This is a genomic window from Streptomyces sp. LUP30 (assembly GCF_001746365.1).
Lineage (GTDB): Bacteria > Actinomycetota > Actinomycetes > Streptomycetales > Streptomycetaceae > Streptomyces.
Genome location: NZ_MJAJ01000041.1, coordinates 40870 through 61383, shown reverse-complemented (window position 1 = coordinate 61383; position 20514 = coordinate 40870). Strand labels below are relative to the sequence as shown.

The following is a 20514-nucleotide window of genomic DNA, read 5'->3' as shown; positions in this document are numbered from 1 at the left end:
CGCCCCCCGAGGAGGAGACGGGCGGACGGTCCTCAGCCGACCCCCGGCCGCCGACGCCGACCCCGATGCCGAGCCCGATCCTGGGACCAGCACCGGCACCGGCACCGACCTCGGTTGCGACCTGCTCAGCGGCACCGGCATCGGGCTCCCCTGCCGCTCCTCGTCCCCCGTCTGCCGGGGACGTCGGGCGGGGCCGCCGGCTTCAGGACTCGTCCTCGCCCTCTCCCGCCGTCGCCGTCGCCGTCGGCGTCGGCTCGGTCGTCTGCCGCCGGTCCATCGCGGTCAGCGCCCGCTGGGCCATCGGGTGGGAGCGGACGAGCTCACCCAGGGTGGTCCGGCCGCGGGTGATGTCGGTGAACGCCCTCCAGGCCGGGCGCACCCCGGTGAGGGCAACGTGGAACAGCCCGGGGCGGCGCTCGAACGCGGCGAGCATCCGCTTGCCGACGCTCATCTCCACGCCGAGCCCGGCCTTGACCGCGAAGGCGTAGTTCAGTGCCTGGCGCCGGGTGTCGACCGCGTCGTGGGCCTCCGAGATGCGGACCGCCCACTCGCCGGCGAGCCGGCCCGAACGCAGGGCGAAGGAGATGCCCTCGCGGGTCCACGGCTCCAGCAGACCCGCCGCGTCCCCGCAGACCAGCACCCGCCCGCGCGAGAGCGGCGAGTCGTCCGCCCGGCATCGGGTGAGGTGACCGGAGGAGATGCTCGGCTCGAACCCGGCGAGGCCGAGCCGCCCGATGAAGTCCTCCAGATACCGCTTGGTGGCAGCGCCCTCCCCGCGCGCGGAGATCACACCCACGGTCAGGGTGTCGCCCTTGGGGAACACCCAGCCGTAACTGCCGGGCATCGGCCCCCAGTCGATGAGGACGCGCCCCTTCCAGTCCTCGGCGACCGTCTCCGGCACCGGGATCTCCGCCTCCAGGCCGAGATCCACCTGGTCGAGCTTCACGCCGACGTGCGCCCCTATCCGGCTCGCGCTGCCGTCCGCGCCGACCACCGCGCGCGCCAGCAGCGTCTCGCCGCCCTGCAGGACCACCGCCACCGAGCGCCGGTCCGGCACCGACGAGCCGTGCTGCTCGACGCGCTGCACGGTGACGCCGGTGCGCAGTTCCGCTCCCGCCTTCTGGGCGTGCTCGACGAGCTGCTGGTCGAACTCGGGCCGGTTGATCAGCCCGAACAGCATCTGCCGCGAGCGGCGGGTCCGGGTGAAGCGCCCGTTGTTCGAGAACGTCACCGCGTGCACCCGGTCGCGGAAGGGCAGCTCGAAGCCCGGGGGCAGGGCATCGCGCGAAGGACCGATGATGCCGCCGCCGCACGTCTTGTAGCGGGGCAGCTCCGCCTTCTCCAGCAACAGCACGCGCCGCCCGGTGACCGCCGCCGCGTAGGCGGCCGAAGCCCCCGCGGGTCCCGCGCCCACCACGACGACGTCCCACACCTGCCGGGCGTCCGCCGAAGAGTTCTCGTCGTCCGCCGAAGAGTTCTCGCTGCTCACGATGGTCTACTGCTCCCGATCAAGCTGCTTGCCGCACCTGTCCCCCGCATCCTACGGCGGAGATCGCCACGGTCCGATGACGGTCCGCTGTGGCAGGATCGGCGGCGTGCGCGCCCCCACCCGGCAACGCGTACGCTCGCACGGTCCCTCGAACGGACCAGTGCCACCCCGTACAACGTCGCACCCACAAGGAGCGTGCCCATGTCGTCGAATCCGATCGCCGAGACCGTCGCCGCACTGATGCCCAGGGCGCGGGAGGAGCTCACCGAACTGGTGGCCTTCAAGTCGGTGGCGGACTTCGACCAGTTCCCCAGGAGCGAGAGCGAGGCGGCCGCCGGCTGGATCACCGCCGCGCTGCGCGCCGAGGGCTTCCAGGACGTGGCCGTCCTCGACACCCCCGACGGCACCCAGTCGGTCTACGGGTACCTGCCCGGCCCCGTCGGCGCGAAGACCGTCCTGCTCTACGCCCACTACGACGTGCAGCCCCCGCTGGACGAGGCCGCCTGGACCACCCCGCCCTTCGAGCTGACCGAGCGGGACGGCCGCTGGTACGGGCGCGGCAGCGCCGACTGCAAGGGTGGCGTGATCATGCACCTGCTCGCGCTGCGCGCCCTGAAGGCCGACGGCGGCGTCCCGGTGAACGTCAAGGTGATCGTCGAGGGCTCCGAGGAGCAGGGCACCGGCGGCCTGGAGCGGTACGCCGAGCAGCACCCCGACCTTCTGACGGCCGACACGATCGTCATCGGCGACGCGGGCAACTTCCGCGTGGGCCTGCCGACCGTCACGACCACGCTGCGCGGCATGACGATGATGCGGGTCCGGATCGATACCCTGGAGGGCAATCTGCACTCCGGTCAGTTCGGCGGGGCCGCGCCCGACGCGCTGGGCGCGCTGATCCGCGTCCTGGACTCGCTGCGCGCCGAGGACGGCTCGACGACCGTCGACGGTCTCACCGACGACTCCCGCTGGCAGGGTCTGCAGTACGACGACGCGCAGTTCCGCCAGGACGCCAAGGTCCTGGACGGCGTCGCTCTGATCGGTTCCGGCACGGTCGCCGACCGGATCTGGGCCCGCCCCGCCGTGACCGTCATCGGCATCGACTGCCCGCCGGTCGTGGGAGCCACTCCCTCCGTGCAGGCGAGCGCCCGCGCGCTGATCAGCCTGCGGGTACCGCCGGGCGTGGACGCGGCCGAGGCCACGAAACTGCTGCAGGCCCACCTGGAGGCGCACACCCCGTGGGGCGCGCGGGTGAGCACCGAACAGGTCGGCCAGGGGCAGGCGTTCAGCGCCGACACCAGCAGCCCCGCGTACGCGGCGATGGCCGAGGCGATGGCGGTCGCGTTCCCCGGGCAGGAGATGCAGTACGCGGGCCAGGGCGGATCCATCCCGCTCTGCAACACCCTCGCCGCGCTCTACCCGCGGGCGGAGATCCTCCTCATCGGCCTGAGCGAGCCCGAGGCGCAGATCCACGCGGTCGACGAGAGCGTCTCCCCGCAGGAGCTGGAGCGGCTGTCGGTGGCCGAGGCCCTGTTCCTGCGCACCTACGCGGCGAGCTGACCGCCCCCTGTCCTCCGCCCGTTCGCACCCTGGACGACGCAGACGGGCGCGCCCGGCGGGTGCAGGCGGACAGGCCAGTGGGGGCGGGCGGATGCGCGAGCGGTGCTTCGCCGACATCCTGTCGCGGGACGGTCCTGTCACCAGGTCCTGCCCGGGGCAGATCCTGCTCCGGGGCAGCGATGTCCGCGCGGGAGGGCGGGCTCAGCCTTGCGGAACGCCGGCCTCCAGGTAGAGCGCGGACCGGAGCTCACGGGCTCGCAGCGCCCAGCGCAACCGCTCGTAGCGCACGGGCGGGAGGAGATCGGCCGCCTCCTCTTCCGTGACGAAGCGCCAGGCGCGCAGTTCGGGTCCCGGCAGGAGGAGGCCGGCCGCGGCCGCGGGGTCGAGCAGGCCGCCGTCGAAGAGGAGGCGCAGGCCGCCGTAGGCGGGGGGCACCGGGCGTTCCCAGTCGACGACCAGCAGCCGGGGCACGTCCGCCAGCCGGATCCCGGTCTCCTCCTCCACCTCGCGCATCCCCGCGCGCGCGGGCGCCTCGCCGGGCTCCACCACGCCGCCCGGGAACTCCCAGCCGGGCTTGTACGTGGGGTCGACCAGCAGCACGCGATCGTGTTCGTCGAAGAGGAGCACGCCGGCGGCCACGGTCTCGGCGGTGGGCTCGGGGGTCTGCACGATGTCGCACTCGGCCGCGGCGCCGCTGCCGACGGCCTCGGCGATCCGGGCGGCCGTCTCCCGCGGGGTGAGGGCGCCGTTGTCGACCGGGTGGGCATCGGCGGTGAGCCAGGTCGCGAGGGCGGCCCGGTAGGGCTCGATGTGGTCGTACGACCACTGGCGGATGCGTATCTCGCCGTCGGGGAGGTCCGCGGGAATCTCCCGGTTGGCTATTCGCTCGCGCAGGATCGTTTCCGCCGGAGCGAGGAGCACATGCCGGACGGCGATCCGGCGAGCGGCGAGACCGCCGAAGATCTCGTCGCGGTACTCCTCGCGCAACAGCGTCATGGGAACGACGAGGGTGCCGCCCAGCTCGGCGAGCAGCGCGGCCGCCGTGTCGATCACCAGCCGGCGCCAGATCGGCAGGTCCTGGAAGTCGCCGACCTCGGCCAGGCGCTTGGCCGGCAGCAGATGCGGGAGCGCTGCCCCGATGACCTCGGGGTCGAAGAGCGTGCTGTTCGGGATCAGGTCCATCACTTCCCGTGCGGTGGTGGTCTTCCCCGCACCGAACGCGCCGTTGATCCAGACGACGGTCACGGTTCCCCCTCTTCTGTTGGCCCCCTGAGGCTTGCCCGCTCCACCCTGCCACGGAAACCAGTTCCCGTTGAGGGCGCACGAACGCGACGACGCCGGCGCCCTCGCGGTGGGCGCCGGCGCGCTGACCGGGAGGCGGCCCGTCAGTCGTTCTGCCCCAGGGCGTCGTCGTCGACGGCCAGGCTGTCGCTGGCGACGGTGTGATCGAGCGCGCTGAGGGTGTCGCCGACGTTCAGTTTGTCGAGGTCCTCGGCGCCCAGGCCGTGCGAGGGGGTGATCGCCGCGACGACGAAGCCGGTGGCGAGGGAGGCGATGGCGAGCATGCTGCGCTTCTTCATGTGCGGATCAACTGCGCGGACGCGCGCGGAGTCACGCTCGATCCGCCTGATCCGCCCGATCTGCGTGATCCGGTAATCCGTTCGCGCGGCGAAGAGGCCCGCGGCCAGAATGCCGTGATCGCACTGCCTCTGAGGAGCCTTGTCATGACCGGTCCGCAACACGCCCACGCCAGCCTGGACGGGCTCGTCATCGGCGACGCCTTCGGCGACAGCTGGTTCATCCGCTCCGACGAGCCCGCCGAGGCGCTGTGGGCCGCCCGGGAGCCGCGTCCGGCGCCCTGGCCGTGGACGGACGACTCGGCGATGGCGTTCGTTCTGTTCGCCCATCTCACGACGCACGGGGAGGTCCGTCCGGACGACCTCGCGAGGGAGTTCGCCGCCGAGTACGGCCGCGACCCGGGCCGCAAGTACGGCCCGTCCATGCACGGCGTGCTGCGGCGCGTCGCCGACGGCGAGGACCACCGGGCGGTGACCACCGAGCAGTTCGGCGGACAGGGCTCCTACGGCAACGGCGCGGCGATGCGGGTCGCCCCGCTCGGGGCCTGGTTCCGCGACGACCTGACGGCGGCCCGGGAGCAGGCCCGCCTGTCGGCGCTGGCCACGCACGCCCACCCGGAGGCGGTCGCGGGCGCGGTGGCGGTCGCGGTCGCCGCCGCGCTCGCGGCCGCGGGCCGGGGCACGGAAGCCCCGGCACGGGAGGCGTTCCTGCGGGAGGTCGCCGCGCACGTGCCGGACGGCGACGTGCGCTCCGGGCTGCTGGTGGCGGCGGGTCTGCCCGGGCACACTTCGGTACGCCATGCCGCGTCCGTGCTGGGCTCGGGGACGCTGATCTCGGCTCCGGACACGGTGCCGTTCGCCCTCTGGTCCGCGGCGGGGCACCTGGACGACCTCACCGAGGCCCTGTGGCAGACCGTGGGCGGATGGGGGGACCGTGACACGACCTGCGCCATCGCCGGAGGAGTGGTCGCGGCCCGCACCGGAACGAGCGCCGTCCCGTCCGCCTGGCGCCAGGCCCAGGAGCCCATCCCCACCTGGAGCGGCTGGACGGCCCCCACCGCCCCGACTCCGACGACCGACTGACCCCGGGCCAGAGATCGACGTTCCGGCCCCGGCTCGGGGAGCGGCGGACCGGAACGTTCCTTCTGGGTTCTTCAGACGCCCGCCGCCGGTCCGCGCGCCAGTGCGGCCGCGGCCGCTCCCACGAGTCCCGCGTCCGTCCCCATCCGCGCGTGCGTCACCGTCAGGCGCTGCACGAAGGAGAGGGTCGCGTAGTCGCGGAGGGCTCGGCGCAGAGGGGCGAAGAGGATCTCGCCCGCCTTGCCGACGCCGCCGCCGATCACCGCGATGTCGATCTCGACCAGGGTCGCCGTCGCGGCGATGCCGGCGGCCAGCGCCTGGGCGGCCCGTTCGAAGGAGGCCAGGGCGAGCGGGTCGCCCGCACGGGCGGCGGCGGCCACCGCGGCCGCCGAGGCGTCGCCGTCGGGCCCGGGCAGCCAGCCGTTCTCCAGCGCCCGACGGGCGATGTTGGGACCGCTGGCGATGCGTTCCAGGCAGCCGCGCGCCCCGCACGGGCACGGATCGCCGTCGAGGTCGACACTGATGTGGCCGATGTGGCCGGCGTTGCCCGTGGGGCCGGGGTGCAGCCGACCGCCCAGGACCAGGCCGCCGCCGACGCCCGTGGAGACCACCATGCACAGCGCGTTGTCGTGGCCGCGGGCCGCACCCTGCCAGTGCTCGGCGGCCGTGATCGCCACGCCGTCGCCGATCAGCTCGACCGGGAGGTTCCCGGTCGCCGCCCGGACCCGGTCGACCAGCGGATACGCGCGCCAGCCGGGCACGTTCACCGGGCTGACGGTGCCGGCGGAGGCGTCCACCGGACCGGCGCTGCCGATGCCGACGGCATGGACGCGCTCCCACAGCGGTGACACGGTCAACTCCCCCAGCGTCTCCTCGACGGCCCGCATGACGGTCTCGCCGTCCTCCTGGGCTGGCGTGGGGCGCTGCGCGCGGGCCAGGATCGTGCCGTCGCCGTCCACCAGCGCTCCGGCGATCTTGGTGCCGCCGATGTCGAGCGCGGCGACTAGGTCGGTGTGCATCAGTCTGGGTTCTCCCCGTCCACCAGAAAACGGCTGGCCGGTCCAGCGGTTGGGGGACGCGGGCCGGATTGCGGTGGACAGTCTCTCCCGCATCTGACAACGTTGTCCAGGCTCTATGCTCGACGCCACATCCTCATACAAACCCTGGGGCACCGCATCCCCCTCCGCGAGATCGACCGGACGGCGAGCAGGCCGGCCTCCCGCGGACGACAGGACAGGACACAGCATCGTGCCGGAGACGCAGCGCCGCCCCGAGAGCCGTTACGGCAACCGTCCCACGATGAAGGACGTCGCCGCGCGGGCCGGGGTCGGCCTCAAGACCGTGTCCCGCGTGGTCAACGGCGAGCCGGGGGTCACACCCGAGACGGAACGCCGGGTCCAGGAGTCCATCGACGCGCTCGGCTTCCGCCGCAACGACAGCGCCAGGGTGCTGCGCAAAGGCCGCACCGCCAGCATCGGCCTGGTCCTGGAGGACCTCGCCGACCCGTTCTACGGGCCGCTCAGCCGGGCGGTGGAGGAGGTCGCCCGCGCGCACGGCGCATTGCTCATCAACGGCTCCAGCGCCGAGGACCCGGACCGCGAGCAGGAACTGGCACTGGCACTGTGCGCGCGCCGGGTCGACGGCCTGGTGGTGATCCCGGCCGGTGACGACCACCGGTATCTGGAGCCCGAGATCAAGGCCGGGGTCGCCACGGTGTTCGTCGACCGTCCGGCCGGCCGGATCGACGCCGACTGCGTGCTGTCGGACAACTTCGGCGGCGCCCGCGCGGGGGTGGCCCACCTCGTCGCCCAGGGGCACCGCCGGATCGGCTTCATCGGGGACATGCCGCGCATCCACACCGCGGCGGAGCGCCTGCGCGGCTACCGCGCGGCGATGGAGGACGCGGGGATACCCGTGGCGGACGCCTGGATGTCCCTGGGCACCACGGAGCCGGCGCGGGTGCGCCGCGCGGCCGAGGAGATGCTGTCGGGGGCCGCGCCGGTCACCGCGGTCTTCTCGGGGAACAACCGGGTGACGGTCACCGTGATCCGGGTCCTCGCGGAGCAGGCCCGCCGGACCGCCCTGGTGGCCTTCGACGACCTGGAACTCGCCGACCTGCTCCAGCCGGGGGTCACCGTCGTCGCGCAGGACGCGGCCGCGCTCGGCCGTACCGCCGCCGAGCGTCTGTTCCGGCAGCTGGACGGCACGCTGCTCGTCCCGGAACGGATCGAACTGCCGACCCGGCTGATCACCCGCGGCTCGGGCGAACTGCCGCCGGCGGACTGAGCCGGCCGTGGACGCCCGCGACGGGCACCGCACGCTGGAGGCGCTGGGCCTGGCCGACGCGCCCCGCGACCACCCGCTGAGCTACCCCGGCGTCTGGCCGAGCGGGTCCGGGCTGCTCGACGGGGACGAGCTGCTGCCTCTGGAGCGCCTCTCGCATCCCGGCCGGACCCCGGTGGTGGCCGTCGGCTCCAACGCCAGCCCGGCCCAACTGCGGCACAAGATGGCCGAGTTCGACGTCGTCTCGCCCATCCCGATGGTGCGGGCACGCGTGACGGGCATCGATGTGGGCGTGTCGGCGCACATCTCCCGCCTCGGCTATGTCTCCGCCTCCCCCGTCAGAGCTCCGGGCGTCGCGAGCCGGTTGTTCGTCATCTGGCTGGACGGAGACCAACTCGCCACGCTGGACGCGACGGAGCCGAACTACGACCGGGTCCTGCTGCCCGCGCCGCAGGTCCGGGTCGAGCTGGAGGACGGCGAGGCGCTCCTCAACACCTTCGCCTACGTGAATCATCACGGTGTTCTGCACGATGGTTCGGGCGTCCCGCGCAGCCACCCCGGCCAGCGTGCCCTGATCTCCGAACTCCTCTCGGGATCGCCGGCGTTGAGGGAGCTGTTCGGCGAGACGCCCGAGGAGTTCTGCCGCCGGGCCCGGGCCGACGCGCGGCTGTGCGAGCAGGGCACACGGTTGTTCGCGGAGGAGAATCTGGTGACCGCCTCCGGCCTGGAACATCTGCGCGTCCGTTAGTAGTGTGACCGGACGGCGTCGCGTGTCGGTCACCGACCGGGTGAGGCATGGAGGCGCCCGTGAGTCTGCCCAGCGGAGGCATTCCACACATGTCAGTCGAGCTGAACCACACCATCGTCCACTCCCGTGACAACAGGGAGTCGGCCGAATTCCTCGCCCACATCCTGGGACTCGAAGTCGGAGCCGAGTGGGGCCCGTTCGTTCCCGTCGGCACGAGCAACAAGGTCACCCTGGACTTCGCCACCGTCCCGGCGGAGTCGATCGTCATGCAGCACTACGCGTTCCTCGTCTCCGACGAGGAGTTCGACGCCGCCTTCGACCGGATCGAGCGCGCCGGGATCACGTACTTCGCGGATCCGCACCGCAGGCAGCCGGGCGAGATCAACCATCACCACGGTGGCCGGGGCCTGTACTTCATGGATCCGTCGGGCCACGGGATGGAGATCATCACCACCCCGTACGCCGTGCCCACGTCACAGCAGACACCGCAGACACAGCACGCACAGCAGCGGTAACCAGTTGCTGGAGCGGGAGCGGCGGCCCATGGACGGCGGCCGTTGCCTGCGGCAGCGGTGACCGGCCGGGGCGTTCCTGGCCCGGCCGGTCACCCCCGCTCCCCCACTCGCCCGCGCTCCCGGTTTCGCGCCCTACGACGACGCCGAGGCCGTCAGATCTCCGCGGCGCGGTGCGGCGAAGCCCTCCAGGGCGGTCCGGGACAGTCCCGTCGCGCCGGTCACCTCGGCGAGGTCGAGGGCGCCGCAGTCGAGGCCGCGCAGCAGATAGCCGCTCAGGGCCTTGGCGGTCGCGGGTTCGTCCATGACGTCGCCACCGGCCCGGTGGGCGTACCGGGACAGGCGCTCGGCGGCCTGCGCGAAGCCCTCGCGGTAGAACGCGAAGACGGCCGCGTAGCGGGTGGGGAGGTGGCCGGGGTGCATGTCCCAGCCCTGGTAGTAGGCGCGGGCGAGGGCGCGGCGGGTGAGGCCGTAGTGGAGTCGCCAGGCGTCGTGGACCTTCGCGGTCGGACCGACCGGCAGGACGTTCGTGGAGCCGTCCGAGACCCGTACGCCGGTGCCGGCCGCGGCGACCTGCATGACCGCCTTGGCGTGGTCGGCGGCCGGGTGGTCGCTGGCCTGGTGGGCGGCGGACACGCCCAGGCAGGCGCTGTAGTCGAAGGTGCCGTAGTGCAGTCCGGTGGCCCGGCCCTCGGCCGCCTGGATCATGCGGGCGACGGTCGCGGTGCCGTCGGCGGCGAGGACGGCCTGGCTGGTCTCGATCTGGATCTCGAAGCCGATCCGTCCGGCGTCCAGCCCGCGCGCCTCCTCGAAGGCCTCCAGCAGCCGGACCATCGCCGTGACCTGCTCGGGATAGGTGACCTTCGGCAGGGTGAGGACCAGTCCGTCGGGCAGTCCGCCGGCCTCCGCCAGACCGGTGAGGAAGACGTCCAGCGTGCGGATGCCTCGGTCGCGCACCGCGGCCTCCATGCACTTCATACGGATGCCCATGTAGGGGGCCGCGACGCCCTTGGCGTAGGCCTCGGCGATCAGCCGGGCCGCCCGGGCGGCCGCCGCGTCCTCCTCCGCGTCGGGGCGGGGGCCGTAGCCGTCCTCGAAGTCGACGCGCAGGTCTTCCACCGGCTCGCGCTCCAGCTTGGCCCGTACGCGCGTGTACACGGGCTCGGCGAGTTCGTCGGACAGGCCGAGGCAGGCGGCGAAGGAGGCCGCGTCGGGTGCGTGCTCGTCGAGGGCCGCGAGAGCCCGGTCGCCCCAGCTGCGGATCGTGTCGGCGTCGAAGACGTCGCCGGGGACGTAGACGGTGTGGACGGGCTGACGGGTACCGGGGTCTCCGGGGTAGCGGCGGTCCAGTTCGGCGTCGACCGGGGCGAGGGAGGCGCTGATCCCCTCGCTGACGGCGCCCGCGAGACTCGTCGCCACCGTCTCCTGCTGGCCCTGACCCATGCCACACCCTCCTGTTTTCCGCTGTACGGAATCAACAATCCGCACTGCGAAGTTATCCGTGCGGCTTCGGGCAGGTCAACACCCTGTCCACGGCGTGGTCCGTTCCGTGCGCCGCCGCACCCCTGCCCTCTTCCGCACACGGGTTCTCCCCTTCATCCTGACTCACGAGACGAGGGGGAACACATGACGGGCAGGAGTGGGCCGAACCGGCGGGCGGGGCTGAGGACCGTGGTGGCCGCAGCGGCCGCCGTCCCGCTGCTCGGCATGGTGGGAGCCTCTGCCGGACGCCAGGAGAGCCGGTCGCACGGGACACTCCCGTCCGCGCCCGCGCCCCCGCTCGAGGTCATGACGTTCAACCTCCGCTTCGCGTCCCGCAGGAAGCCCAACAGCTGGGCGGTCCGCCGGCCCGTGATGAGCGCCCTGCTGCACCGCGCGGCCCCACACGTCATCGGCACCCAGGAGGGCCTGCCGCGGCAGCTGCGCGCCATCGAGGCCGATCTCGGGCCGCACTACGACTGGATCGGCGCCAGCCGCGCCGCGCGCGACGACGAGGCGGTGGCCGTCTTCTACGACACGCGCCGGCTCGCTCCGGCCGCCTACGAGCACTTCTGGCTCTCCGACACCCCGGGCGTGCGCGGCTCCAACACCTGGGGCGCAGGCCATCCCCGTATGGTCACCTGGGTCCGTTTCCGTGACCTGCGGGCGGCGGGGCGGGAGTTCCTCGTCCTCAACACCCATCTCGACAACGCGAGCGAGTACGCGCGCGTGCGTGCCGCCGCCCTGATCGCCGAGCGGATCGCCCGCTTCGACCCCGCGCTGCCGCTGCTGCTGACCGGCGACTTCAACTCCGCCGCCCACGACGGCACGGTCTACGACACGCTGCTCGCCACCGGTCTGGTGGACACCTGGGACACGGCACGCGCGCGTGGGGCGGCGTACGCCACGTTCCACGGATACAAGCCGCTGATACCGGGCGGGGAACGCATCGACTGGATTCTGGCGACGCCCGGCGTCACGGTCCACCGGGAGTGGATTGACACGTTCAGCGTCGACGGCCAGTACCCGAGCGATCACCTGCCGGTGCAGGCGTCGTTGAGCCTGTGACGCGCCGAGGCCCCCGTGACCTGCGCGGTCACGGGGGCCTCGGGCAGTCCTGCGACTGCTGGGGATCAGCCCTTGCGGGTGTTGATCTCCTCGGTGAGCTGCGGGACGACGTCGAACAGGTCGCCGACGACGCCGTAGTCGACCAGGTCGAAGATCGGGGCTTCGGCGTCCTTGTTGACGGCGACGATCGTCTTCGAGGTCTGCATGCCGGCCCGGTGCTGGATGGCGCCGGAGATGCCGTTGGCGATGTACAGCTGCGGCGAGACCGACTTGCCGGTCTGGCCCACCTGGTTGGTGTGCGGGTACCAGCCGGCGTCGACGGCGGCGCGGGAGGCGCCGACGGCCGCGCCGAGGGAGTCCGCGAGGGCCTCGATGAGCGCGAAGTTCTCGGCGCCGTTGACGCCACGGCCGCCGGAGACCACGATCGCGGCCTCGGTCAGCTCCGGGCGGCCGGTCGACTCGCGCGGCGTGCGGCCGGTGACCTTGGTGCCGGTCGCCTGGGCCGAGAAGGAGACGCTGAGCGCCTCGACGGCGCCGGCGGCCGGGGCGGCCTCGACGGCGGCCGAGTTCGGCTTGACGGTGATGACCGGGACGCCCTTGGAGACACGGGACTTGGTGGTGAAGGAGGCGGCGAACACCGACTGCGTGGCCACCGGGCCGTCGGCGCCGGCCTCGAGGTCGGTGGCGTCCGTGATGACGCCGGAGCCGATGCGCAGCGCCAGACGCGCGGCGACCTCCTTGCCCTCCGCGGAGGACGGGACGAGGACGGCGGCCGGCGAGACCGACTCGACGGCGGCCTGCAGCGCGTCCACCTTCGGTACGACGAGGTAGTCGGTGTACTCGGAGGCGTCGTGCGTGAGGACCTTGACGGCGCCGTGCTCGGCCAGCGCGGCGGCGGTGTTCTCGGCGCCCGGGCCGAGCGCGACGGCGACCGGCTCGCCGATGCGGCGGGCGAGCGTCAGCAGCTCCAGGGTGGGCTTGCGGACGGCGCCGTCCACGTGATCGACGTAGACGAGGACTTCAGCCATGGGATTTGCTCTCCTGCGAAACGAAGTTGAGGGGCGGTCGGCGTGGGGCCGTCAGATGAACTTCTGGCCCGCGAGGAACTCGGCGAGCTGCTTGCCGCCCTCGCCCTCGTCCTTGACGATCGTGCCCGCGGTGCGGGCGGGACGCGCGGTCGCGGACTCGACCTTGGTCCACGCACCCTCGAGGCCGACCTCGCCGGCCTCCAGGTCCAGGTCCGACAGGTCCCAGGACTCCACCGGCTTCTTCTTGGCGGCCATGATGCCCTTGAAGGAGGGGTAACGCGCCTCGCCGGACTGGTCGGTGACCGACACGACGGCCGGCAGGGAGGCCTCGAGCTGCTCGGAGGCGGCGTCGCCGTCGCGGCGGCCGGTGACCTTGCCGTCCTCGACCGAGACCTCGGAGAGCAGGGTCACCTGCGGGACGCCCAGGCGCTCGGCGAGCAGGGCGGGGACGACGCCCATGGTGCCGTCGGTGGAGGCCAGACCGGAGATGACCAGGTCGTAACCGGCCTTCTCGATCGCCTTGGCCAGCACCAGCGAGGTGCCGATGACGTCGGTGCCGTGCAGGTCGTCGTCCTCGACGTGGACGGCCTTGTCGGCGCCCATGGAGAGAGCCTTGCGCAGCGCGTCCTTGGCGTCCTCGGGGCCCACCGTCAGGACGGTGATCTCCACGTCGTCGTCGGAGTTCTCGGAGATCTGCAGCGCCTGCTCGACCGCGTACTCGTCGAGCTCGGAGAGCAGACCGTCCACGTCGTCCCGGTCGACGGTCAGGTCATCGGCGAAGTGCCGGTCGCCGGTGGCGTCGGGCACGTACTTCACAGTGACAACGATCCTCAAGCTCACGCCGGCTCTCCTACTGCATCGTCAGTTCTGGCTGCCTTCTTCCAGGCAGCATAGGCGTCTCAAGCGGCCGATCCCGGTTGGGGCGGCCTGCGCTCCGACCGAAATATTACTCGCCAGTACACCCAGTTCGTTCCCGCTAAGCAAGCGCTTTGAACTGTGACCTGTGCAACGCAGCGTAATCGGAACCCGACCACCCCGCAGGACGGCCGCTCCGTGATCAATCCCGCAGCGCCGTGAAACGCCCCTGGTGGTAGAGGAGCGGGCGGCCCGCGCCCGCCGGGTCGCCCAGGAGCACCTCGGCCAGCACGATGCGATGGTCCCCCGCGGGCACGCGCGCCACGACGCGGCACACCAGCCAGGCGAGCACGTCGTCCAGGACGGGGACCCCCTGCGGCCCCTCACGCCACCCGGTCGGCGCGCCGAAGCGGTCGGCGCCGCTGCGGGCGAAGGTGGCGGCCAGCGCCTGCTGGTGCTCGCCGAGTATGTGGACGCCCACGTACTCCGCCCGCGACACCGCGGGCCAGCTGGAGGCGCCGGTGCCGATGCCGAACGAGAGCATCGGAGGCTCCGCGGACACGGAGCTCAGGGAGGTGGCGGTGAAGCCGACCGGGCCGCTCTCGCCCGAGGCGGTGATCACGGCGACACCGGCCGCGTGCCGCCTGAAGACGGAGCGCAGCAGGTCGGGAGAGGCGAGCCGGGGCAGACCGAGGTCGGGCGTGGCCGTCATCAAGTCGTCCTTCTGCGGGAAGTTGCGGATCGGGCCGTGGGCGCTCAACGGACCGGACAGCGCGCGCTCGCGGTACGGAGCAGGTCGACGTGGACCCGTCCGTGGAGAAGGAGTTCCTCAGGCATACGGTCAGGCTGACGACGGCCGGCACGCGCAGTCAAGTCCGTCCCGCCAACTGGGAGATGCCTCACCGTTCCCCGCCCGCAGGTCACACCGCCTCCCCCAGCGCCGCGATGACGTCGGCCTTGCGGGGCTGGCCGGTTGCGCGCCGGACGATCCGTCCGTCGGCGTCCAGGACCAGGACGGTGGGGGTCTTGAGGATGTCGAGTTCCCGGACGAGGTCCAGCCGCGCCTCGGCGTCGATCTCGATGTGGGCGACTCCGGGAACCACCCCGGCCACCTCGCCGAGGACCCTGCGGGTGGCCCGGCACGGCGCACAGAAGGCGCTGGAGAACTGTACGAGCGTGGCCCGTTCGCCGAGTGCGCCGCCGAGCCGGTCCGCTCCCAGCCGCCTGCCGTCGTCCCGCCCGCGCACCCGCACCCTCCCGCTCCGCCGCCGATGCAGCACTCCGTAGGCGCTCGCCGCCACGAGCACCGCCACGCACACCATCAGTCCGGTCATCGGCTGTTGCAGCGTTCACGAGACTGCAAAGATTCCCGGCCGCGGGAATCTTTCTCCATGCGGAATGCTTGGTTCATGGACATCGACGCGAGGGGCCCGCGCTTCGGGGCCGCCGTGACGACCGTGGTGCTCGCGGTCGTTCTGATCACCGGGAACGCCTGGCTGCTGGGCTGGCAGACGCTGGCGTTCGCACTGGGTGCGGCGGGCGGCGTGGGACGTTCGCCGTACGGCTGGGTGTTCCGCCGGGCCGTACGGCCGCGCCTCGGACCGCCGAGCGAGTTCGAGGCCCCGGAGCCGCCGCGGTTCGCGCAGGCCGTGGGGCTGCTGTTCGCGGGCGTCGGCCTCGTCGGCCTGACCCTGGGCCCCGGTTGGCTCGGCCTCGCGGCGACCGGAGCCGCACTGGCCGCCGCGTTCCTCAATGCCGCCTTCGGGTACTGCCTCGGATGCGAGATGTACCTGCTCGTACGGCGGGTCGCGGTTCGCGTGGAGTAAAGGCCACTTAAAAGCCCAAGGTGGATCAAGGGGCGAAGTGACGAGGATCTCGCCGCCGCCGGGTGCCAGGGCTGGCTCCCCGGCCGTTCTTCGGGCACGATCTGCGAGATGCCGTAAACCTACGGCTGCGTAACTTTGCCGCCGGGAGGCATCCCCGGCAAAGAGAAGGAAGGGTTCGCCCCGCCCATGGCAGAGCTTGTCTACCGCCCCGTCGTCGGCCTAGCCCAGACCCTGTTCAAGGCCTGGGACCTCAAGATCGACTGCAAGGGGTCGGAGAACATCCCGCGCTCAGGTGGTGCCGTGCTGGTGAGCAATCACATCAGCTACCTCGACTTCATCTTCGACGGTCTGGCCGCGCTCCCGCAGAAACGTCTCGTTCGTTTCATGGCGAAGGAGTCCGTGTTCCGCCACCGGATCTCCGGTCCGCTGATGCGCGGCATGAAGCACATCCCGGTGGACCGCAACCAGGGCGAGACGGCCTATGCGCACGCGCTGGAGTCGCTGCGCTCGGGCGAGATCGTCGGGGTCTTCCCCGAGGCCACCATCTCGCAGTCGTTCACGCTGAAGAGCTTCAAGTCGGGCGCGGCCCGCATGGCCCAGGAGGCGGGCGTCCCGCTGATCCCGGTGGCCCTGTGGGGCACGCAGCGCCTGTGGACCAAGGGTCACCCGCGCAACTTCAAGCGCAGCCACACCCCGATCACCATCCGGGTGGGCGAGGCCATGGAGGCCTCGCGCGACAAGTACGCGGGGGCCATCACCCGGCAGCTGCGCGAGCGGGTCCAGGAGCTGCTGGAGGCTGCCCAGCGCGCCTACCCGGTGCGCCCCAAGGACGCGAACGACACCTGGTGGATGCCCGCCCACCTCGGCGGCACCGCGCCCACGCCGGAGCAGGTACGCGAGGCCGAGGCCCGCTGACGTCCGCCCGGGCCGCCGCGAGGCGCGTGCTCACAGCGCCGAGGGCAGCGTCCGCCACAGGGACGGGCGGTCGGGGGCGGCCTTGAGCGCGCTCAGGACCGCCGGATGCGGCGCCGCGTACAGAACCGGGTGGTCCGACTCGCCCGCCGCGGGGTCGGGCACGAAGGCCAGGCGTTCGCCGTCCAGCGAGAACCGCGCGTCCACGCCCGGTTTGTTGCCGCGCGGGTCCTGCCGGTGCCAGGCCCCGCCGAAGCGCACCGCGACCAGTCCGTGCAGGGCGTACCCGTCGCCCGCGTCATGCGCGAACCGCTGGTAGCACAGGGCCGTCGGGATGTCCTCGGCCCGCAGCAGCGCGGCCAGGGCGTGGGCCTTGGCGTGACAGATGCCCGTCCCCTGCTCCAGCACGTCCGAGGCGCGCCAGGTCACGCGCGGATCGCCGGCGTCCTGCGAGTGGGTGACGGAGTCGCGGACGTACTCGAACGCCAGCCTTGCATAGGCATACGAGTCCTCGGCATCCCTCGCGAGCCGCGCCGCCGTGGCGCGCACCAGCGGACGGTGATGGTCGATGACCTCGTCGGCGACCAGATACGCGGACAGGTCGGGGTTCTCCTGGATCAGCTCCATGAGCACGGAGCATAGGAAAACGATCACCCGATAGTCAATGACTTTTCGGATGACCGTATACCTATGCAGTCACTGCTCCAGCTGTGCCGCCGCCGCGTCGTCGCCGCCGCCTAGCGCGCCATCTCCTCCTTGACCGCCGTCACGAACGCGTCCACGTCCTCCTCGGTCGTGTCGAACGCGCACATCCAGCGCACGACGCCCGCCGCCTCGTCCCAGAAATAGAACCGGAAACGCTTCTGCAGGCGCTCGCTCACGTCGTGCGGGAGCCGGGCGAAGACGCCGTTGGCCTGCACCGGATAGAGGACCTCCACCCCGTGCACGGCGCGCACGCCCTCCGCCAGCCGCTGGGCCATCTCGTTGGCGTGACGGGCGTTGCGCAGCCACAGGTCCTTGGCGAGCAGCGCCTCCAGCTGGACCGACACGAAGCGCATCTTGGAGGCGAGCTGCATGGACAGCTTGCGCAGATGCTTCATGTGGCTGACGGCGTCCCGGTTGATCACGACGACCGCCTCGCCGAACAGCGCGCCGTTCTTCGTCCCGCCGAGGGAGAGGATGTCGACGCCCACGGCGTTGGTGAACGTCCGCATCGGGACGTCCAGCGAGGCCGCCGCGTTGGATATCCGCGAACCGTCCAGGTGGACCTTCATACCGCGCGCGTGGGCATGGTCGCAGATCGCCCGGATCTCCTCCGGCGTGTAGAGCGTGCCCAGCTCGGTGCTCTGGGTGATCGACACGGCCTGCGGCATCGCCCGGTGCTCGTCCTCCCATCCCCATGCCTGCCGGTCGATCAGCTCGGGCGTGAGCTTGCCGTCGGGTGTGGGGACGGTGAGCAGCTTCAGACCGCCCATGCGCTCGGGCGCGCCGCCCTCGTCCACGTTGATGTGGGCGCTCTCGGCGCAGATCACCGCGCCCCAGCGGTCGGTGACCGCCTGGAGCGCGACGACGTTCGCACCGGTGCCGTTGAAGACCGGGAAGGCCTCCGCCGTCGACCCGAAGTGGCTGCGGACGATCCCCTGGAGGTTCTCGGTGTAGTCGTCCTCCCCGTACGCCACCTGATGGCCGCCGTTGGCCACGGCCAGGGCGGCCAGGACCTCCGGGTGCACGCCGGCGTAGTTGTCGCTGGCGAAACCGCGGACCTCGGGGTCGTGATGGCGTCGGGCGTCGGTCTTCGGAGGGTTCACGGCTGCTCGGTGAGCCACAGACGCTGTCCGTTCACTTCGGTGGCGGGCTTCTCCCAGACCCCGGCGATGGCCTCGGCCAGGTCCTTGACGTCCGTGAAACCCGCGAACTTCGCGTTGGGGCGGTCGGCGCGCATCGCCTCGTGCACCAGCGCCTTCACCACCAGGATCGCAGCCGCGGAGGTCGGGCCGTCGGCGCCCCCCGCCTTGCGGAAGGCGTCGGCGAGCGCCAGGGTCCAGGCCTCGGCGGCGGCCTTGGCGGCGGCGTACGCGGCGTTGCCCGCGGTGGGCTTCGTGGCGCCGGAGGCGCTGATCAGCACGTACCGGCCGCGCTCGCTGCGCTGGAGGCCCTCGAAGAAGGCGAGCGAGGTGTGCTGCACGGTCTTGATGAGCAGCAGCTCCAGGAAGTCCCAGTCGTCCAGGCTGGTCTTGATGAAGGTCTCGCTGCCACGCCAGCCGCCGACGAGGTGGACCACGCCGTCGATGCGCCCGAAGTCCTTCTCGACACGGAGCGCCCAGTCACGGGTCGAGTCCAGGTCGAGCAGGTCGACGGGCTCACCGGTGACGGTGGCGCCGCCGGCCCCGTAGCGGGCCGCGTCGACGGCCTCCGCCAGACGTTCCGGGTCGTTGTCCGCGCCGACGACGGTCGCGCCCGCCTCGGCAAGCCTGAGCAGCGCCGCCCGGCCCGCGGGTCCGCCCGCGCCGGCCACCGCGATCACCGCACCGCTGAGAGCCCCGTTCCCCATGTTCCTCGCCTCCTGAGCAGTGTTCTCGGTACGCAGGTCGCTCACGCGGCGATCCGCTCGGCGCTGTCCGCCGTGATGCCCCGGGTCGAGGCGATCACGCTCTTCAGCTTCTTGGACAGTGCCTCAAAGAACATGCTCAGCGGAAACTCGTCCGGAAGCACGTCGTCCACGAGTTTGCGGGGCGGCTGGTCGAGGTCCAGGGCGTCGGGACCCTTGGCCCACTTGGAGCCCGGGTGCGGCGCGAGGTAGGTCGAGACCAGCTCGTAGCCGGCGAACCAGTGGACGAGCTTGGGGCGGTCGATGCCGTCCCGGTAGAGCTGCTCGATGTCGGCGCAGAGCTGGTTGGTGACCTGCGGGGCGCGCTGCCAGTCGATGTGCAGCTTGTTGTCGGTCCAGCGGACGACGTCGTGCTTGTGCAGGTAGGCGAAGAGCAGCTGGCCGCCGAGGCCGTCGTAGTTGCGCACGCGCTCGCCCGTGACGGGGAAGCGGAACATGCGGTCGAAGAGGACCGCGTACTGCACGTCACGGGCCTGCGGGACGCCGTCGTCCTGCAGCTTCACGGCCTCCTTGAAGGCGGTGAGGTCACAGCGCAGCTCCTCCAGGCCGTACATCCAGAACGGCTGGCGCTGCTTGATCATGAACGGGTCGAAGGGCAGGTCGCCGTGGCTGTGGGTGCGGTCGTGGATCATATCCCAGAGCACGAAGGCCTCTTCGCAGCGCTTCTGGTCGTGGACCATGGCGGCGATGTCCTCGGGCAGCTCCAGGCCCAGCACGTCGACGGCGGCGTCGGTGACCCGGCGGAAGCGGGCCGCCTCACGGTCGCAGAAGATGCCACCCCAGGAGAAACGTTCCGGCGCTTCACGGACGGCGATGGTCTCCGGGAAGAGCACGGCCGAGTTGGTGTCGTAGCCAGCCGTGAAGTCCTCGAAGGTGATGCCGCAGAACAGCGGGTTGTCGTAGCGCGTGCGCTCCAGCTCGGCCAGCCAGTCCGGCCACACCATGCGCAGCACGACCGCCTCCAGGTTGCGGTCCGGGTTGCCGTTCTGCGTGTACATCGCGAAGACGACCAGGTGCTGCAGGCCGTCCGCACGGTTCGCCGCGGGCTGGAAGGCCAGCAGCGAGTCGAGGAAGTCCGGCACCTCGAAGCCGCCGTCGGCCCAGACCCGCAGGTCCTTCGCCAGGGCACGGTGGTAGTCGGCGTCGTGCGGGAGCAGCGGGGAGAGCTCCTCGACGGCGTCGATCACCCGCTGGACCGCCTGCTCGGCGTCCGTGCGCGGCGGTGCGTCCTCGGCCGTGAAGTCGATCGATCCGTCCTTGGCCTGCCAGGGCCGGATCGCTTCCACGGCATCCTTGAGCACGCGCCACGCCGGGTGCTCCACCACCCTGGTCGTCGGAGGAACCCGATCCTCCGTAGCTGCCTGCACAAGAATTTCCGTCATGTCCCATCCTCCACTGGAGAACCTCGCGTCAGCACACCGTATGCATACGAGGTTTCCTCCAGCAAGTGGACCTTCGGGAAATTATCCTGCGTGTTCGCATCTTCACCGCA

At 71.9% G+C, this 20514-nt stretch carries 21 protein-coding genes; 8 read left to right on the top strand and 13 right to left on the bottom strand.

Annotated elements, in window-relative coordinates; genetic code table 11:
* Positions 1–202 precede the first annotated feature (202 nt).
* Positions 203–1489: a geranylgeranyl reductase family protein gene (locus BG482_RS28205; protein WP_069771973.1), complete on the bottom strand. Its 1287-nt coding sequence runs from the start codon at positions 1487–1489 to the stop codon at positions 203–205.
* Positions 1490–1690: 201 nt separating this feature from the next.
* Between BG482_RS28205 and BG482_RS28200 the strand changes: the two genes are divergently transcribed.
* Positions 1691–3046: a dipeptidase gene (locus BG482_RS28200; RefSeq protein ID WP_069771972.1), complete on the top strand. Its 1356-nt coding sequence runs from the start codon at positions 1691–1693 to the stop codon at positions 3044–3046.
* Between the two features lie 201 nt (positions 3047–3247).
* Here the strand turns inward: BG482_RS28200 and BG482_RS28195 are convergent, their stop codons facing one another.
* Together BG482_RS28195 and BG482_RS28190 are read right to left on the bottom strand one after the other, a co-directional pair.
* Entirely contained in the window at positions 3248–4291 is a 1044-nt protein-coding gene (locus BG482_RS28195; protein WP_069771971.1) for an NUDIX hydrolase, read from the bottom strand.
* Positions 4292–4431: 140 nt separating this feature from the next.
* Positions 4432–4626 carry a hypothetical protein gene (locus BG482_RS28190; protein ID WP_069771998.1) on the bottom strand — a complete coding sequence of 65 codons (195 nt, stop codon included), beginning with the start codon at positions 4624–4626 and terminating at the stop codon, positions 4432–4434.
* 144 nt (positions 4627–4770) lie between these two features.
* On the opposite strand from BG482_RS28190, the gene BG482_RS28185 reads away from it, so the two are divergent.
* Positions 4771–5706, top strand: a complete 936-nt coding sequence (locus BG482_RS28185; RefSeq protein WP_069771970.1) for an ADP-ribosylglycohydrolase family protein — start codon at positions 4771–4773, stop codon at positions 5704–5706.
* A 71-nt stretch (positions 5707–5777) separates the two neighbouring features.
* Here BG482_RS28185 and BG482_RS28180 read toward each other — a convergent pair whose 3' ends face one another.
* Complete coding sequence (locus tag BG482_RS28180; RefSeq protein ID WP_069771969.1) at positions 5778–6722, bottom strand: ROK family protein; 945 nt, start codon at positions 6720–6722, stop codon at positions 5778–5780.
* A 229-nt stretch (positions 6723–6951) separates the two neighbouring features.
* Between BG482_RS28180 and BG482_RS28175 the strand changes: the two genes are divergently transcribed.
* The 3 genes from BG482_RS28175 to BG482_RS28165 all read left to right on the top strand — a co-directional run bounded on the left by BG482_RS28175 (position 6952) and on the right by BG482_RS28165 (position 9249).
* Positions 6952–7989, top strand: a complete 1038-nt coding sequence (locus BG482_RS28175) for a LacI family DNA-binding transcriptional regulator (RefSeq protein WP_069771968.1) — start codon at positions 6952–6954, stop codon at positions 7987–7989.
* Between the two features lie 7 nt (positions 7990–7996).
* Positions 7997–8734, top strand: coding sequence for a hypothetical protein (locus tag BG482_RS28170; RefSeq protein ID WP_069771967.1), 738 nt, complete (start codon positions 7997–7999; stop codon positions 8732–8734).
* Positions 8735–8823: 89 nt separating this feature from the next.
* Positions 8824–9249 carry a VOC family protein gene (locus BG482_RS28165; protein ID WP_069771966.1) on the top strand — a complete coding sequence of 142 codons (426 nt, stop codon included), beginning with the start codon at positions 8824–8826 and terminating at the stop codon, positions 9247–9249.
* A gap of 132 nt (positions 9250–9381) precedes the next feature.
* Here BG482_RS28165 and BG482_RS28160 read toward each other — a convergent pair whose 3' ends face one another.
* Positions 9382–10689: an aldolase/citrate lyase family protein gene (locus tag BG482_RS28160; protein WP_069771965.1), complete on the bottom strand. Its 1308-nt coding sequence runs from the start codon at positions 10687–10689 to the stop codon at positions 9382–9384.
* A 183-nt stretch (positions 10690–10872) separates the two neighbouring features.
* On the opposite strand from BG482_RS28160, the gene BG482_RS28155 reads away from it, so the two are divergent.
* The gene (locus BG482_RS28155; protein WP_069771964.1) at positions 10873–11793 is read left to right on the top strand and encodes an endonuclease/exonuclease/phosphatase family protein; all 921 of its coding nucleotides are present in this window, start codon (positions 10873–10875) and stop codon (positions 11791–11793) included.
* 65 nt (positions 11794–11858) lie between these two features.
* Here BG482_RS28155 and BG482_RS28150 read toward each other — a convergent pair whose 3' ends face one another.
* The 4 genes from BG482_RS28150 to BG482_RS28135 all read right to left on the bottom strand — a co-directional run bounded on the left by BG482_RS28150 (position 11859) and on the right by BG482_RS28135 (position 15010).
* Positions 11859–12821, bottom strand: a complete 963-nt coding sequence (locus BG482_RS28150; RefSeq protein ID WP_069771963.1) for an electron transfer flavoprotein subunit alpha/FixB family protein — start codon at positions 12819–12821, stop codon at positions 11859–11861.
* Between the two features lie 51 nt (positions 12822–12872).
* Positions 12873–13661 carry an electron transfer flavoprotein subunit beta/FixA family protein gene (locus tag BG482_RS28145; RefSeq protein WP_069771962.1) on the bottom strand — a complete coding sequence of 263 codons (789 nt, stop codon included), beginning with the start codon at positions 13659–13661 and terminating at the stop codon, positions 12873–12875.
* Positions 13662–13878: 217 nt separating this feature from the next.
* Positions 13879–14388, bottom strand: coding sequence for a flavin reductase family protein (locus tag BG482_RS28140; protein ID WP_069771997.1), 510 nt, complete (start codon positions 14386–14388; stop codon positions 13879–13881).
* 208 nt (positions 14389–14596) lie between these two features.
* A complete protein-coding gene (locus BG482_RS28135) occupies positions 14597–15010 on the bottom strand; it encodes a thioredoxin family protein (RefSeq protein WP_069771961.1) in 414 nt (137 codons plus the stop codon).
* A 75-nt stretch (positions 15011–15085) separates the two neighbouring features.
* Here BG482_RS28135 and BG482_RS28130 point away from each other — a divergent pair, with 75 nt between their 5' ends.
* Together BG482_RS28130 and BG482_RS28125 are read left to right on the top strand one after the other, a co-directional pair.
* A complete protein-coding gene (locus BG482_RS28130; RefSeq protein WP_069771960.1) occupies positions 15086–15502 on the top strand; it encodes a DUF4395 domain-containing protein in 417 nt (138 codons plus the stop codon).
* Positions 15503–15688: 186 nt separating this feature from the next.
* Positions 15689–16417, top strand: a complete 729-nt coding sequence (locus BG482_RS28125) for a 1-acyl-sn-glycerol-3-phosphate acyltransferase (RefSeq protein ID WP_069771959.1) — start codon at positions 15689–15691, stop codon at positions 16415–16417.
* A gap of 30 nt (positions 16418–16447) precedes the next feature.
* Here BG482_RS28125 and BG482_RS28120 read toward each other — a convergent pair whose 3' ends face one another.
* The 4 genes from BG482_RS28120 to BG482_RS28105 form a co-directional block, all read right to left on the bottom strand.
* Complete coding sequence (locus tag BG482_RS28120; protein WP_069771958.1) at positions 16448–17041, bottom strand: transglutaminase family protein; 594 nt, start codon at positions 17039–17041, stop codon at positions 16448–16450.
* A gap of 110 nt (positions 17042–17151) precedes the next feature.
* On the bottom strand, positions 17152–18222 hold the full coding sequence (locus BG482_RS28115; RefSeq protein ID WP_069771957.1) for a low specificity L-threonine aldolase: 1071 nt from the start codon (positions 18220–18222) through the stop codon (positions 17152–17154).
* Positions 18219–18965 (bottom strand): SDR family oxidoreductase, encoded by a 747-nt coding sequence (locus tag BG482_RS28110; RefSeq protein ID WP_069771956.1) that lies wholly within the window; start codon positions 18963–18965, stop codon positions 18219–18221. Before BG482_RS28110 ends, BG482_RS28115 begins: the two co-directional genes overlap by 4 nt.
* Positions 18966–19006: 41 nt before the next feature.
* A complete protein-coding gene (locus tag BG482_RS28105) occupies positions 19007–20404 on the bottom strand; it encodes a DUF6421 family protein (RefSeq protein WP_069771955.1) in 1398 nt (465 codons plus the stop codon).
* Between the last annotated feature and the right edge of the window lie 110 nt (positions 20405–20514).

Bases quoted from the DNA above. Each gene is read 5' to 3' on its own strand.
- BG482_RS28125 (WP_069771959.1), top strand. From the start codon at position 15,689: ATGGCAGAGCTTGTCTACCGCCCCGTCGTCGGCCTAGCCCAGACCCTG.
- BG482_RS28190 (WP_069771998.1), bottom strand. From the start codon at position 4,626: ATGAAGAAGCGCAGCATGCTCGCCATCGCCTCCCTCGCCACCGGCTTC.
- BG482_RS28110 (WP_069771956.1), bottom strand. From the start codon at position 18,965: ATGGGGAACGGGGCTCTCAGCGGTGCGGTGATCGCGGTGGCCGGCGCG.
- BG482_RS28200 (WP_069771972.1), top strand. From the start codon at position 1,691: ATGTCGTCGAATCCGATCGCCGAGACCGTCGCCGCACTGATGCCCAGG.
- BG482_RS28180 (WP_069771969.1), bottom strand. From the start codon at position 6,722: ATGCACACCGACCTAGTCGCCGCGCTCGACATCGGCGGCACCAAGATC.
- BG482_RS28140 (WP_069771997.1), bottom strand. From the start codon at position 14,388: ATGACGGCCACGCCCGACCTCGGTCTGCCCCGGCTCGCCTCTCCCGAC.
- BG482_RS28165 (WP_069771966.1), top strand. From the start codon at position 8,824: ATGTCAGTCGAGCTGAACCACACCATCGTCCACTCCCGTGACAACAGG.
- BG482_RS28105 (WP_069771955.1), bottom strand. From the start codon at position 20,404: ATGACGGAAATTCTTGTGCAGGCAGCTACGGAGGATCGGGTTCCTCCG.
- BG482_RS28130 (WP_069771960.1), top strand. From the start codon at position 15,086: ATGGACATCGACGCGAGGGGCCCGCGCTTCGGGGCCGCCGTGACGACC.
- BG482_RS28155 (WP_069771964.1), top strand. From the start codon at position 10,873: ATGACGGGCAGGAGTGGGCCGAACCGGCGGGCGGGGCTGAGGACCGTG.
- BG482_RS28160 (WP_069771965.1), bottom strand. From the start codon at position 10,689: ATGGGTCAGGGCCAGCAGGAGACGGTGGCGACGAGTCTCGCGGGCGCC.
- BG482_RS28135 (WP_069771961.1), bottom strand. From the start codon at position 15,010: ATGACCGGACTGATGGTGTGCGTGGCGGTGCTCGTGGCGGCGAGCGCC.
- BG482_RS28150 (WP_069771963.1), bottom strand. From the start codon at position 12,821: ATGGCTGAAGTCCTCGTCTACGTCGATCACGTGGACGGCGCCGTCCGC.
- BG482_RS28185 (WP_069771970.1), top strand. From the start codon at position 4,771: ATGACCGGTCCGCAACACGCCCACGCCAGCCTGGACGGGCTCGTCATC.
- BG482_RS28120 (WP_069771958.1), bottom strand. From the start codon at position 17,041: ATGGAGCTGATCCAGGAGAACCCCGACCTGTCCGCGTATCTGGTCGCC.